11 protein-coding genes are annotated in these 13,524 nt (G+C 62.1%); 3 read left to right on the top strand and 8 right to left on the bottom strand.

The window, feature by feature from the left end; all coding sequences use genetic code 11:
• Nucleotides 1-3: 3 nt before the first annotated feature.
• The 8 genes from rfbA to AT984_RS13520 form a co-directional block, all read right to left on the bottom strand.
• Nucleotides 4-894 carry a glucose-1-phosphate thymidylyltransferase RfbA gene (rfbA, locus tag AT984_RS13555; protein ID WP_058720542.1) on the bottom strand — a complete coding sequence of 297 codons (891 nt, stop codon included), beginning with the start codon at nucleotides 892-894 and terminating at the stop codon, nucleotides 4-6.
• Between the two features lie 72 nt (nucleotides 895-966).
• A complete protein-coding gene (gene rfbD, locus AT984_RS13550) occupies nucleotides 967-1,848 on the bottom strand; it encodes a dTDP-4-dehydrorhamnose reductase (RefSeq protein WP_058720541.1) in 882 nt (293 codons plus the stop codon).
• Between the two features lie 11 nt (nucleotides 1,849-1,859).
• Entirely contained in the window at nucleotides 1,860-2,918 is a 1,059-nt protein-coding gene (rfbB, locus tag AT984_RS13545) for a dTDP-glucose 4,6-dehydratase (protein ID WP_058720540.1), read from the bottom strand.
• A gap of 20 nt (nucleotides 2,919-2,938) precedes the next feature.
• The gene (locus tag AT984_RS13540) at nucleotides 2,939-4,219 is read right to left on the bottom strand and encodes a nucleotide sugar dehydrogenase (RefSeq protein ID WP_058720539.1); all 1,281 of its coding nucleotides are present in this window, start codon (nucleotides 4,217-4,219) and stop codon (nucleotides 2,939-2,941) included.
• A 133-nt stretch (nucleotides 4,220-4,352) separates the two neighbouring features.
• Nucleotides 4,353-5,798, bottom strand: a complete 1,446-nt coding sequence (locus tag AT984_RS13535; RefSeq protein ID WP_156422031.1) for a mannose-1-phosphate guanylyltransferase/mannose-6-phosphate isomerase — start codon at nucleotides 5,796-5,798, stop codon at nucleotides 4,353-4,355.
• Between the two features lie 30 nt (nucleotides 5,799-5,828).
• Entirely contained in the window at nucleotides 5,829-6,854 is a 1,026-nt protein-coding gene (galE, locus tag AT984_RS13530; protein WP_058720538.1) for a UDP-glucose 4-epimerase GalE, read from the bottom strand.
• Between the two features lie 5 nt (nucleotides 6,855-6,859).
• A complete protein-coding gene (locus AT984_RS13525) occupies nucleotides 6,860-8,107 on the bottom strand; it encodes a hypothetical protein (protein WP_156422030.1) in 1,248 nt (415 codons plus the stop codon).
• Nucleotides 8,108-8,174: 67 nt separating this feature from the next.
• Entirely contained in the window at nucleotides 8,175-9,470 is a 1,296-nt protein-coding gene (locus AT984_RS13520; protein WP_335338572.1) for an undecaprenyl-phosphate glucose phosphotransferase, read from the bottom strand.
• Between the two features lie 313 nt (nucleotides 9,471-9,783).
• On the opposite strand from AT984_RS13520, the gene AT984_RS13515 reads away from it, so the two are divergent.
• From AT984_RS13515 to AT984_RS13505, 3 genes are all read left to right on the top strand, one after another.
• The gene (locus AT984_RS13515; RefSeq protein ID WP_058720535.1) at nucleotides 9,784-10,326 is read left to right on the top strand and encodes a hypothetical protein; all 543 of its coding nucleotides are present in this window, start codon (nucleotides 9,784-9,786) and stop codon (nucleotides 10,324-10,326) included.
• Nucleotides 10,323-11,879 (top strand): ubiquinone biosynthesis regulatory protein kinase UbiB, encoded by a 1,557-nt coding sequence (ubiB, locus tag AT984_RS13510; RefSeq protein ID WP_058720534.1) that lies wholly within the window; start codon nucleotides 10,323-10,325, stop codon nucleotides 11,877-11,879. Before AT984_RS13515 ends, ubiB begins: the two co-directional genes overlap by 4 nt.
• A gap of 157 nt (nucleotides 11,880-12,036) precedes the next feature.
• Nucleotides 12,037-13,485: a sodium:solute symporter family protein gene (locus AT984_RS13505; protein ID WP_058720533.1), complete on the top strand. Its 1,449-nt coding sequence runs from the start codon at nucleotides 12,037-12,039 to the stop codon at nucleotides 13,483-13,485.
• The last annotated feature ends 39 nt before the right edge of the window (nucleotides 13,486-13,524 follow it).

Here is a 13,524-nt window from a genome sequence, read left to right as displayed (position 1 = left end):
GGTTTAAAACGCTTTGTCGCTCAGGAGTTTTTGCAAATACTGGCCGTAGCCGTTCTTGGCCAGTGGCTTGGCCAGGGCTGCCAGCTGATCAGCCGTGATCCAGCCCGAGCGGAAGGCGATTTCTTCGGGGCAGGCGACTTTGAGGCCTTGGCGCTTTTCTAGCGTGGCGATGAACTGGCCGGCTTCGAGCAAGCTGTCATGCGTGCCGGTATCCAGCCAAGCATAGCCACGGCCCATGATCTCAACTTGCAACTGGCCTTGGCGCAGGTACTGGGCGTTGACGTCGGTGATCTCCAGCTCGCCGCGCGCGCTGGGCTTGATGCTGGCGGCGATGTCGCAGACTTGCTCGTCGTAGAAGTAGAGGCCCGTGACCGCGTAATTGCTCTTGGGCGCGGCGGGCTTCTCTTCGATCGACAAGGCGGTCTTGTTGGCATCGAAGTCCACCACCCCATAACGCTCAGGATCAGTGACATGGTAGGCAAACACCGTGGCGCCGTTTTGGCAGGCATCGGCGCTGCCGAGCAGACCTTGGAAGTCGTGGCCGTAGAAGATGTTGTCGCCCAGCACCAAGGCGCTGGGGGCGCCATCGATGAAGTCTTTGCCGAGAATGAAGGCCTGGGCCAGACCATCGGGGCTGGGCTGCACGCAGTAGCTGATGTTGAGGCCCCAGCGCTTGCCATCACCCAGCAGGGCTTCAAAGCGCGGAATGTCTTGCGGGGTGCTGATCAGCAAGATGTCGCGGATGCCGGCCAGCATCAGCGTGGCCAGCGGGTAGTACACCATGGGCTTGTCGTAGACCGGCAGCAATTGCTTGCTCATGGCCAGGGTGGCCGGGTGCAGGCGGGTGCCCGAGCCTCCGGCGAGGATGATGCCTTTGCGGCTTTTAGTCGTCATGGGTCTCTCCTTGATTGGGTGATGCGCGCGAGGAGACTGGGGTGCGAGGCTCGCGTCAGCCAAGCCTCGGGCTCAGAGAATTTCCATCAACATGCGCTCCACCCCTTGCTGCCAATGCGGCAGGCGCAGGCCGAAGGCGGCTTGCAGCTTGGCGGTGGATAGGCGGGAGTTGAGGGGGCGCTGAGCCGGTGTGGGGTAGTCCCGGGTCGGGATGGCCAGCACCTGGTCGGGCGCCACGCGCAAGGCCTGACCCCGAGCGCGGGCGAACTCGATCACATACTGCGCATAGGCGTGCCAGCTGGTTTCGCCACTGGCCACCGCGTGATACGTGCCGCTGAGCTCGAGCTTGGCCTTGATGGCGGGCAACATCTGTGCCGTCAGATCCGCCAAGAGATCGGCCCCGGTGGGCGCACCGATCTGGTCGGCGATGACCTTGAGCTGCTCTCGCTCAGCCGCCAGACGCAACATGGTCTTGGCGAAGTTGCCACCGCGTGCGGCGTAAACCCAACTGGTGCGCAGAATCAGGTGTTGGCAGCCGCTGGCGCGGATGGCGTCTTCGCCTTGCAGCTTGCTGCGGCCGTAAATGCTTAAGGGGCCGGTGGCGGCAACTTCATCGCGAGGCTTGTCGCCGCTGCCGTCAAACACGTAGTCGCTGCTGTAGTGAACCAGCACAGCGCCAAGTTGCTTGGCTTCTTCGGCCAGCAAGCCCGGCGCATGGGCATTGATCTGCAGGGCCAGGTCTTGCTCGGTCTCGGCTTTGTCGACCGCGGTGTAGGCGGCGGCATTGACGATGACCTGCGGCGCCACCGCGCGGACAGTGGCCCGCAAGGCCTCGGGCTTAGCAAGGTCAGCCCCTTCGCTGCGATCCAGCGCGACCAGTTCACCCAAAGGCGCGAGCGCGCGTTGCAACTCCCAGCCGACTTGGCCGTTCTTGCCTAGCAAAAGGATTTTCATGAATCGGCCGCTCAGGCTTGGTATTGCTGGGCCACCCAGTCACGGTAGGCGCCGCTTTGCACGCGGGCCACCCACTCGGGGTTGTCCAAGTACCACTGCACGGTCTTGCGGATGCCGGTCGTGAAGGTCTCGGCCGGGCGCCAGCCCAGTTCGCGCTCGATCTTGCGGGCGTCGATGGCGTAGCGGCGGTCGTGACCGGGGCGATCTTTGACGTAGGTGATCAAGCGCTTGTAGCTGCCAGCAGCGTCGGGTCGCAACTCGTCCAGCAACTCGCACACGGTATGCACAATCTCCAGATTGGTCATCTCGTTCCAGCCGCCGATGTTGTAGGTCTCGCCGACGCGGCCGCCCTGCAGCACGGCGCGGATGGCGCTGGCATGGTCGGTCACGAACAGCCAGTCGCGCACATTCTTGCCGTCGCCGTAGATCGGCAAGGCCTTGCCCGCCAAGGCGTTGACGATCATCAGCGGGATCAGCTTCTCAGGGAAGTGCAAGGGGCCGTAGTTATTGCTGCAATTGGTGGTCAGCACCGGCAGGCCATAGGTGTGGTGCCAAGCGCGCACTAGGTGGTCGCTGGCGGCCTTGCTGGCCGAGTAAGGGCTGTTGGGCTCGTAGGTCTTGGTCTCGGCGAAGGGCGGGTCTTCGGCGCTCAAAGAGCCGTAGACCTCGTCGGTCGAGACATGGTGGAAGCGCCAGGCGGCCTTGTCGGCATCGTTCAAGCCGCTCCAGTAGGCGCGCGCGGCTTCCAGCAAGGTGTAAGTACCTTCGATATTGGTACGCATGAAGGCGCCGGGGCCGCTGATGGAGCGGTCCACATGGCTTTCAGCGGCGAAGTGGATCAAGGCGCGCGGGCGGTGCTGGCTCAGCAGTTGATCGACCAAAGCGCGATCGCAGATATCGCCTTTGACGAAGGTGTGCCGGGCATCGCCTTGCAGCGAGGCCAGGTTTTCCAGATTGCCCGCATAGGTCAGGGCGTCCAGCGTTACCACGGGCTCGTCCGAGCCCTTGAGCCAGTCGAGAACGAAGTTGCTGCCGATGAAGCCGGCGCCGCCGGTGACGAGGATGGTCATGAAAGTCTGCGCCCCCAAAATTACAAGCGCCAGACCCGCAGGCCGGCAGCTTCCAGCGCCTTTTGATCAAAGGCTGCTTTCACATCGATGAAGGCGCCGCCAGCAACGACCTTGCTGGCCAGATCCGCCGCGCTCAGAGCCTTGTAGCTCTTGTGGGCCACCGCCGCGATGACAGCATCGGCACGGGGCAGGTCAGACCAAGTGACCGGGCGCACGCCGTACTCATGCACCGCCTCGTCCGCATCCGCGTCGGGGTCGGTCACGATGACTTCCACGTCATAGGTTTGCAGTTCACGGATGATGTCGATCACCTTGGAGTTGCGCAAATCGGCGCAGTCTTCCTTGAAGGTCAGGCCCAGCACATTGACGCGGGCGCCCTTGATCGGCGAGCCGGCAGCAATCATCTGCTTGATGGTTTGCTCGGCAATGAACTTGCCCATGCCGTCATTGATGCGGCGGCCAGCCAGGATGACCTGCGGGTGGTAGCCCAGCATATCGGCCTTGTGGGTCAGATAGTAGGGGTCGACGCCGATGCAGTGGCCGCCCACCAGACCCGGCTTGAACTTGAGGAAGTTCCACTTGGTGCCGGCAGCTTCCAGCACTTCCGAGGTGTCGATGCCGATCTTGTCGAAGATGATGGACAGCTCGTTCATCAGGGCGATGTTCAGGTCGCGCTGGGTGTTCTCGATCACCTTGGCGGCCTCGGCCACCTTGATGCTGGCGGCGCGGTGGACGCCGGGAATGATGATTTGTTCGTAGACCTTGGCGACGGTGTTCAGGGTCTCGGGGGTGTCGCCGGAGACGATCTTGAGGATCTTGGTCAGCGTGTGCTCTTTGTCGCCTGGGTTGATGCGCTCGGGCGAGTAGCCCACAAAGAAGTCCTGCTTCCACTTTAGGCCCGACTCACGCTCCAGTACCGGGATGCAAACCTCTTCGGTGGCACCGGGGTAGACGGTGGATTCATACACCACGATGGCGCCCTTCTTGAGATTGCGGCCCACGCTGGTGCTGGCGCCGATCAAGGGGCGGAAATCGGGAATATGGGCTTCGTCCACCGGCGTGGGCACGGCCACGATGATGACATCGGCCTCGGCCAGGCATTTGGGGTCGCTGCTGTATTCGGCAAAGGGCGATTGCGCCATTTCTTCGTCCGAGAGTTCGCGCGAGGGGTCGGTGCCGGCCTGGCATTTGGCGACCTTGTCGGTGGCGATATCAAAGCCGATGCAGCGGCGCTTCTTGCCGAATTCGACAACCAGCGGCAGGCCCACATAACCCAAACCAACGACGGCAAGAATACTCATGGTGTTTCCAAACAGACAGTCAAATTAAAACAATGCTTGTGTATCTTGGCCGGCTTCAATGGGCCCACGGCTTCAAGTCAACAAGAAACGAAGGCTTGATCCATTCACCGATCCGGCCTGCCAGACACACTCGTTATTGGCGGCCATAGCTGTCATCGAAGCGCACGATATCGTCCTCGCCCAAATAGGCACCGGACTGAACTTCGATGATCATCAGCGGCACCTTGCCCGGGTTAGCCAAACGGTGCGTTTGACCCAAGGGGATATAGGTGCTCTGGTTTTCGCCCAGCAGCATGACCTTGTCGCCATTGGTGACCTCGGCCGTACCGGAGACCACGATCCAGTGCTCGGCACGGTGGTGGTGCATTTGCAGGCTCAGGGTGGCGCCGGGCTTGACCATGATGCGCTTGACCTGGAAGCGATCACCGGAGTCGATGCTGTCGTACCAGCCCCAAGGGCGGTGCACCTTGCGGTGCAAGGTGTGCTCGGCGCGCTTCTCGGCGTCTAGGCGGGCCACGATCTTCTTCACATCCTGGCTGTGGGCACGGCCGCTGACCAGCACCGCATCGGCCGTCTCCACCACCACCACATCGCTCAGGCCGACCACGCTGACCAAGCGGCTGGTGGCATGGACCAGAGTGTTGCGGCTGTCGCTGATGATGGCGTCACCTTGCGAAGCATTGCCCTGAGCATCTTTGTCGGCCACTTGCCAGACCGCCTCCCAGGCGCCCAAATCGCTCCAGCCGGCATTCAGGGCCAGCATTTGCATAGCGATGCTGCTGCCGGGGCAGCGCTCCATCACGGCGTAGTCGATGGATTCGGCCGGAATGGCGGCGAACTCAGCCTTGCCGGGGCGCACAAACTTGGCATCGACCTGGCGTTGTTCCCAGGCCAGGCGGGTGGCGGCCAGAATGTCCGGGCGGAAGCGCTCCAGGGCCTTGATCCAGGCACTGGCGCGCAGCACAAACATGCCGCTGTTCCAGAAGTAGTTGCCGGCTGCCACATAACGCTCAGCCGTGGCGGCATCGGGCTTCTCGACGAACTCGGCCACACGGAAGGCCAATCCGTCGGCGTCACCGCGGATATAGCCAAAACCCGTTTCGGCCCGATCGGGGGTGATGCCCAGTATCACGATGCTGCCGTCTGCCGCACGTCGAATTGCGTCCTGCAGGGTCTGCGTGAAGGCTTGTGCGTCGGTGACGGTCTGGTCGGCCGGCGTCACCACCAGCACCGGGTCGGCGCCGTCTTGCAAGGCGCTCAAGGCCGCCAGGGTCAAGGCCGGCGCGGTATTGCGGCCCAAAGGCTCGAGCAACACATTGCTTGGGTCCAAGCCGGTTTCGCGCAGCTGATCGAGGATCAGGAAACGGTGCTCTTCGTTGCCGACAATGTCTGGGCCACTCAGGACCAAGTCATCGGCGGCCAGGGCGGCCAAGCGACGTGCGGCTTGTTGGAACAGGCTGCTATTGCCGGAAAGAATCAGGAATTGCTTGGGGTAGGCGGCACGAGACAAGGGCCAGAGCCGGGTGCCACTGCCACCGGCCATGATGACTGGCCGAACCTCGATGATTTTTTCTTTCATGACTTTCTCTTCTTCGTTCTCTTGAATTTGTTAGGCCTGATTTGCGAAGCCTTGCGGGTTTAAGCGCTGCCAACGCCAGCTGTCCTCGCACATGCGCTGCAAATCATGCTTGGCTTGCCAGCCCAGCTTTTCAATCGCCAAGGCGGGGTCGGCATAGCAAGCCGCCACATCGCCAGGGCGACGCGCCACGATGTCATGAGGCACGGCCTTGCCGCTGGCGGCTTCATAGGCTTTGACGACTTCCAGCACGCTATAGCCCCGGCCGGTGCCTAGGTTGACGGTGATGGACTCGCTGCCGCCGAGTAAGAAGCGCAGCGCGGCGACATGGCCTTCGGCCAGGTCCAGCACATGGATGTAGTCGCGCACGCCGGTGCCGTCAGGAGTTGCGTAGTCGCCACCGAAGACCTGCAAACGGGCGCGGCGGCCCACGGCCACCTGGGCGACGAAGGGCATCAGGTTGTTGGGAATGCCGGCGGGGTCTTCACCGATCAGGCCGCTTGCATGCGCGCCCACCGGGTTGAAGTAGCGCAGGGCGGCGGTCTGCCACTCGGAGTCAGCGGCGCCGAGGTCGCGCAGAATGGTTTCGCCCATCAGCTTGGTGGCGCCGTAGGGGTTGACGGCGGAGAGCGCTGCGCCTTCGGTCAGAGGTAAGTGCTCCGGCACGCCATAGACCGTGGCGCTGGAGCTGAAGACGATGCGCTTGCAGGCATGCTGGCGCATCACTTCGCAGGTATTGATCAAGCCGCCCAGGTTGTTGCGGTAATAGTCCAGCGGCTTGGCGGTGGATTCGCCCACGGCCTTGAAAGCGGCGAAGTGGACCACGGCATCCGGTTTGTGCTGCGCGAACACCTGGCGCATGGCGGCGCTGTCGCACACATCGGCTTGCACAAACACGGGTGCCTGGCCGCTCAAGGTCGCGAGGCGCTTGAGCACTTCGGGCGAGCTGTTGGAGAAGTTGTCCACGCCCACCACATCGAAGCCGGCCGCTTGCAAAGCCAGCCAAGTGTGAGAGGCGATATAGCCGGCCGCGCCGGTCAACAAAATGGTCTTGTTCATGAGTATCAATTGATCAACAACTGGCCATAGCAGCCAAAGTTGGTGGCGTCATAGACGTAGCTCGCGGTGCTGCTGTCGCGGGAGTTCCAACCGGCCTGGCAGCCCAAAGTGATGCCGCGTGAATACAGCCAGCGGGCGCCCAGATTGAAGGCCTTGTCCTTGTCGTAATCGGGCACCGTGTTGGCCGCCAAGGCGGTCTTGCGATCGCTGTTGGCAAGGCTGGCGCCGGCCGTCAGGAAGACCTTGCCGGTCAACTCGTAGTCGGCGTTGATTTGCAGGGCTTTGGTGATGCGGTCTTGTTCGTAGTTGGTGCTGCTGGCGCCTGTTTGGAACAAAGTGCTCTCCAGGCCGGTGTCACGGCTGACGGAGGTGGAGATGTTCCAGCGCGCTGTCGGTTGCCAGCGCCAGGTCAGCTGACCGGTCACGCCAGAGAAGTTGTTGTTGGGGCCATCGGTCCTTGTTTGACGGCCAGAGCTCAAGCGCGCAAACAGGGCGCTGCGGCCGCTGAGGGTCCAGTCCGTGGTCAGGTCAATGTCGTTGCGCTCGAACTTGGCGGTGGCGAAGGTCGGTGGTTTGACCAGAGGCGATGATGTGATTGTGTAGCGCAGGTAATCGGTGTTGGTGCGGCGGCCCGCCACGCCTAAGCGCAGGTCGGCACTGGGGCGATAGAACAGGCCCAGCGAATAGCGGTTCTGATCGAATTCCAGCCTGGCGTATTCGATCAGGCTGAAACGGCGCCGGTTCATACCTGCCGTGCCTTCCAGCGTGAACTTGGTCACCAGGCCGAGGCGGACCACGGCGTCGAGTCGGTCATTGGTCTCGATATTCTTCTCAAATACCGGGGTGATGCCGCTGCCGATGTTATAGGTGGCCAAGTTGCGGCTGCTGCCCACGCTGAGCGTGCCCGACAGGCGTTCAATCGTTGACCAGTCCAGCCCACCTTTGAGGTTGTAGCCGTAATTGTTCAGCGTGCCGTTCTTGCGATAGCGATTGGTCTGCACCGAGGCGTCGGCATAAAGCCGCTGCCGGCCAAGATGCTGATCGATGCCACCCAGCAGCGACACGGTCGCCACGTCGTCGCTATTCGCGCCTTCGCTGACCCGGTACAAGTTGGAGACATGGTTCAGGCTCAATGAACCGCCGTAGTAGAGCGGTGTGGTTTCAGCCTGTGCCGCAAAGCCGATGCTGGCCAAGCTCAACGCGAGCACGCAGCGGGCGGGGCTCAGAGTGAATTGCCGTGGCGGATGCGACATGGTGGTCCTTTGATGCGGCGCGGTTCCTTTATCGAGGCCCGGCGCCTTTGTTTTTTGTGGTGTTTTTTCAGTACGCATTGCGGTCGAACAGCATCAGGCGTGCGGTACGCACGATGATTTGCAAGTCGAGTGCCAGCGACCAATTGCGCAAGTATTCCAGGTCGTATTCCACCCGGGCCTTCATCTTGTCAATGGTGTCGGTCTCGCCGCGCAAGCCGTTCACTTGCGCCCAGCCGGTGATGCCGGGCTTGACCTTGTGGCGCACCATATAGGCCTTGATCAGCTTGCGGTATTCCTCGTTGTGCGCCACTGCATGTGGGCGTGGGCCGACGATGCTCATGCGGCCTTGCAGCACATTGATGAATTGCGGCAACTCGTCCAGCGAGGTGCGGCGGATGAAGGCGCCGAAGGGCGTGATGCGCGGGTCGCCCTTGGTGGCTTGCTTGACCACCGTGCCGTTGTCCTGCGTGCGCATCGAGCGGAATTTGTAGACCAGGATCTCCTCGCCGTCGAGTCCGTTGCGGCGCTGCTTGAAGATGATGGGGCCGGGCGAGCTGAGCTTCACGCCGATGGCGACGGCCAGCAAGATCGGCGAGATCAGGACCAAGATGAGGCTGGCCAGCACGATGTCGCTGATGCGCTTGATCAGCTCATTGGTGCCGGTGAAGGGGGTTTCGCAAATGCCCACCACGGGCACGCCATTCATGTCTTGCAAGCGGCCTTGGATGATGCTGATGCCAAACACATCGGGCACGAAGAACAAGGAAGCCGTCGTGCCCTGGATCTGTTCGAGCAGTTGCACGATGCGGGGCTGCGAGCCCAAGGGCAGGGTGATGTAGACCTCGCGCACATTGTGCAGTCGCACGTAGTCACTTAGCTCGCTGAGCATGCCCAGCAGCATGGGGCTGGCATCGGCGTGCAAGCGGTCGTCCTGACGGTCGTCGAAATACCCCAAAAATTCGATGCCCTTGTCCGGGCCATCGCGCAAGGCCCTGGCCACCTTGATTCCCAAGGGGCCGCCGCCAACGATGACGGCGCCGCGCCTGGTTGTGCTGCTGATGCGGTGCTGAATCTGCTTGCCCAAAACAATCGCGGCAATTTGCAGCACGGGCGTGATGCCGGCCCACCACATCAGCACATGGTCTTCGAAATAGCCCATGCTGTTGGTGGCATAGCCGCACAAAGCCAGAATCACCAGCAAAGCCAGCCAAGCACCGAGCACGTCGATGATGGCGCTGACGATATTGTCGGAAAAGCGGTTGCGGCCCGGGAAAGTGAGCGCGAAGACCAGCAGACACAGGGTCAGGCTGGAGCGCAGAATGGGTTCGCCAAAGTAGGCGTTCACCGCCAAGTAGCACAGCACGATGATGCCGGGCTCAAGAAAGGCAGCGACTAAAGATTCAATGGATTGAGGTGCGCTAAAGAACGTTCTTTTATAACTTCTGTCCTCGAACATTGTTCCCGTGCTCCTTGGTGCCGGCCGTGAATTGCCGGCGATACAACTGATTGCGCGATTGCCAAGCTTGTTTGTAGTTTGTCGGGCTGCTAATGCCCGCCTCCCATGACTGGAAATTGCGCACGATTGTGACTCAAGTCCATCAGCCAAGCCCTGACCACCGCCCCCTAGTTCGGCGGGTTAGTCCTTGACTATGAGGCGGACTGCCTACAATCCCGCCATGATTCAAGAATGGTTCACGCAAATCACCCCTGCAGTGCAGGATCGCACAGTCCTGTTGCTCAATCATGTCATTTCGCGTGAATCCCACGCCATGGCCCGTTTGAGCCCATTCGCAGGCCGCGCTGTCGTGCTGCATTTGGCTGGCTGGCCCGCCTTGTTGCCGCCCATGCCTGACCTGGCGCTGGGTATCACGCCCGCTGGCTTGTTCGAACGCCTGGACGTGGCAGCCCTGCAAGGCGATCAACTGCGCATCGAGTTAGATGCGGCAAATCCGGCCCTGATGGCTTTGGGCGCATTGGCTGGCGACAAGCCGCGGGTGACGGTGCAGGGCGACGCCGCCTTGGCCGGCGAGATCAATTGGTTGATGGAAAACCTGCGCTGGGATATTGAAGACGATTTGGCCGCCTTGCTGGGCCCGGCCCTGGCGCATCAGCTGGCACGCTGGAGCAAAGCTGCGGGCGTGGCCTTGGCGGCGCTGGCTAAAACAGCGTCTAGCTTTGGCGCAGCCGCGGGTGGCCGCAATGGTGGCAAGGCCGCATGAGGTACTTCGCGCGCCTGCTGGTCATCGTCTGGACGATTTTCCGCTTTGGTCTGGATGAGCTGGCCCTGTCGGGCCTGCGCCGCCGCCGCTTCAAGCTGCTGCGCCGTTTTGTCTCGGTAGGCCGCAGCTGGGAGCAGCCGCGCGGCGTGCGCCTGCGCCTGGCCTTGGAGCATCTGGGCCCCATCTTCGTCAAGTTCGGCCAGGTCTTGTCGACCCGGCGCGATCTGGTGCCCGAAGACATGGTCGAGGAATTGGCCAAGCTGCAAGACCGGGTGCCGCCATTTCCGGCCGCGCAGTCGCGCGCCCTGGTGGAAAAGGCCTTCGGCCGCCCGGTGGAAGAGCTGTTCGGCAGCTTTGATGCCGAACCGGTGGCCAGCGCCTCGATTGCGCAAGTCCATTTCGCCACCCTGAAAGATGGCCGCGAAGTGGCCGTCAAGGTGCTGCGTCCCGGCATGTTGGACACGATTGACGACGATATGTCGCTGCTGCGCACCGTGGCGGTGTGGGTGGAGCGCTTGTCGGCCGACGGGCGCCGGCTCAAGCCCCGCGAGGTGGTCGCCGAGTTCAATAACTATCTGCACGATGAGCTGGACCTGGTGCGCGAGGCCGCCAACGCCGCCCAGCTGCGCCGCAATATGAGCGGCCTGGACTTGGTGCTGGTGCCCGAGATGATGTGGGATATGTGCAGCTCCGACGTGATCGTGATGGAGCGCATGCACGGCGTGCCGATCTCGCAGCTGCAGCGCCTCAAAGATGCCGGCGTCGACATCCCCAAGCTGGCCCGCGACGGTGTCACCATCTTCTTCACCCAGGTCTTCCGCGACGGCTTTTTCCACGCCGATATGCACCCCGGCAATATTCAGGTGAGCCTGAATCCGGCCACCTTCGGCCGCTATATCGCGCTGGACTTCGGCATCATCGGCACACTGACCGAGGTGGACAAGGAATACCTGGCGCAGAACTTCATCGCCTTCTTCCGGCGTGATTACAAGCGCGTGGCCGAACTGCATATCGCCTCGGGCTGGGTGCCGGCAGGCACGCGGGTGGATGAGCTGGAGAGCGCGGTGCGGGCGGTGTGCGAACCGCATTTCGACCGGCCGCTGAAGGACATTTCCCTGGGGCAGGTGCTGATGCGCTTGTTCCAGACCTCGCGCCGCTTCAATGTCGAGATCCAGCCGCAGCTGGTGCTGCTGCAAAAGACCTTGCTGAATATCGAAGGCCTGGGCCGCCAGCTGGACCCTGAGTTAGACCTCTGGGCCACGGCCAAGCCTTTCCTTGAGCGCTGGATGAATGAGCAGGTCGGCTGGCGCGCTTTGATCAATCAGGTCAAGAAGGAAGCGCCGCGCTATGCCCAGCTCTTCCCCGAGTTGCCGCGTTTGCTGCATGACGCCCTCAAGCGCCAAGCCAGCAATCAGGATCATGTTGCGCTGCATGCCTTGATCCGAGAGCAGCGCCGCACCAATCAGTTGCTGCAGGCATTGCTTTATGGGGCGGTGGGCTTCACCCTGGGGCTGCTGGGGGCGAGCTTGCTGATGCGCTGGCACTGGGGCTGAGCACAGGGCCTGAAGATTGCAGGCCCAGGCTCCGGGTCGGCCTGGGGTAGTCCCGAGTCGGCTTTGGTGGCGGCTGACCAAAAAAACGCGCCCGCAATAGCGATAATGCGCGCGCTTTAATTTTTCCTCCAGTTGCCCCTGTGCAAAGGCCTGCGCCATGCTCCTGACCCTCGTCATCATCTACCTCCTGGCCACCATCGCCATCGGCTTGTGGGCCGCCAAGCGGGTCAAGAACACGGCGGACTTCGCCATTGCCGGCCGCCACTTGCCGCTGGTGATGATCGTGACCACCACCTTCGCTACCTGGTTTGGTTCGGAGACGGTCCTGGGCATCCCGGCCAAGTTTGTGCAGAGCGGCTTAAACGGGGTGGTGGAAGACCCCTTTGGCGCTGGCACCTGTTTGATCTTGGTGGGCATCTTCTTTGCCGCCAAGCTCTACCGCATGACCTTGCTGACCATCAGCGACTACTTCCGCGAGCGCTATGGCCGCGTGGTCGAGGTGGTGTGCAGCTTGATCATCATCCTCAGCTATCTGGGCTGGGTGGCCGCGCAGGTCACGGCCCTGGGCTTGGTGTTCAATTTGCTGTCGGGCGGCGCCATCAGTATTCCGGTCGGCATGGTGATCGGGACGGCCTCCATCCTGGCCTACACCTTGTTCGGCGGCATGTGGTCGGTGGCAGTGACCGACTTCATTCAGATGATCATCCTGGTGGTGGGCCTGTCCATCATCGCCATCTTCGCGGCCAATATGGCCGGAGGCGCGGACAAGGTGATCGATTTGGCCACTAGCAAGGACATGTTCCGCTTCCTGCCTGAGCCCAAATTCCACGACATCGTCTTCTTCCTTGCCGCGGCCATCACCATGATGCTGGGCTCCATTCCGCAGCAGGACGTGTTCCAGCGCGTGATGTCCGCCAAGGACGAATACGCCGCCACCCGTGGGCCGGTGATTGGCGGCATCAGCTATATCTTGTTCGCCTTCGTGCCCATGTTCCTGGTCACCAGCGCGCTGATCATCATGCCCGAGCAGGCCGCCTCGCTGATTGCCGAAGATCCGCAGCGCGTCATCCCCACGCTGGTGATGGAGAAGATGCCTTTCATCATGCAGGTGCTGTTCTTCGGCGCGCTGCTGTCGGCCCTCAAGTCCACCGCCTCGGCGACGCTGCTGGCGCCGTCGGTGACTTTTGTGGAGAACATCTGGCGCCAGTTCTTCCCCCGCATCAGCGATAAGCAAGAGCTGCGCACTATGCGTATCGCCGTGCTGATCTTCAGCGTTTGCGTCCTGACCTACGCGATCGTGCTGCAGGGCACGCCGATTTATGAAATGGTGTCGGCCGCCTATCAAGTCACCTTGGTGGGCGCTTTTGTGCCCCTGGTGTTTGGCCTGTATTGGCAGCGCGCATCCACTCAGGGCGCCATCTTTGCCATCGTGCTGGGCGTGCTGACCTGGCTGCTGTTCATGGTGACGCCGGCTGGAGAGGTCTTCCCGGCCCAGTTGGCTGGCTTTTTGGCGGCCATCGTCGGCATGCTGATCGGCTCGCTGGGGCCGCAAGCGATTCGCAATGTGCAGGCTTCGCACCACAAAATCGCCGGGCTGGCGCAGTAGTACGCAGGCCGGCGGCGGCGAGCCCCGGCCTTGCACCCT

This window comes from Paucibacter sp. KCTC 42545, assembly GCF_001477625.1.
GTDB lineage: Bacteria > Pseudomonadota > Gammaproteobacteria > Burkholderiales > Burkholderiaceae_C > Paucibacter_A.
The sequence above is the reverse complement of the archived record's forward strand: the minus strand, read 5'-3'. Positions and strand labels throughout refer to the sequence as shown.

Coding starts and splice junctions, on each gene's coding strand:
- galE (WP_058720538.1), bottom strand. CDS start 6,854: ATGAACAAGACCATTTTGTTGACCGGCGCGGCCGGCTATATCGCCTCT.
- AT984_RS13535 (WP_156422031.1), bottom strand. CDS start 5,798: ATGAAAGAAAAAATCATCGAGGTTCGGCCAGTCATCATGGCCGGTGGC.
- AT984_RS13505 (WP_058720533.1), top strand. CDS start 12,037: ATGCTCCTGACCCTCGTCATCATCTACCTCCTGGCCACCATCGCCATC.
- AT984_RS13515 (WP_058720535.1), top strand. CDS start 9,784: ATGATTCAAGAATGGTTCACGCAAATCACCCCTGCAGTGCAGGATCGC.
- rfbB (WP_058720540.1), bottom strand. CDS start 2,918: ATGACCATCCTCGTCACCGGCGGCGCCGGCTTCATCGGCAGCAACTTC.
- rfbA (WP_058720542.1), bottom strand. CDS start 894: ATGACGACTAAAAGCCGCAAAGGCATCATCCTCGCCGGAGGCTCGGGC.
- rfbD (WP_058720541.1), bottom strand. CDS start 1,848: ATGAAAATCCTTTTGCTAGGCAAGAACGGCCAAGTCGGCTGGGAGTTG.
- AT984_RS13525 (WP_156422030.1), bottom strand. CDS start 8,107: ATGTCGCATCCGCCACGGCAATTCACTCTGAGCCCCGCCCGCTGCGTG.
- AT984_RS13540 (WP_058720539.1), bottom strand. CDS start 4,219: ATGAGTATTCTTGCCGTCGTTGGTTTGGGTTATGTGGGCCTGCCGCTG.
- ubiB (WP_058720534.1), top strand. CDS start 10,323: ATGAGGTACTTCGCGCGCCTGCTGGTCATCGTCTGGACGATTTTCCGC.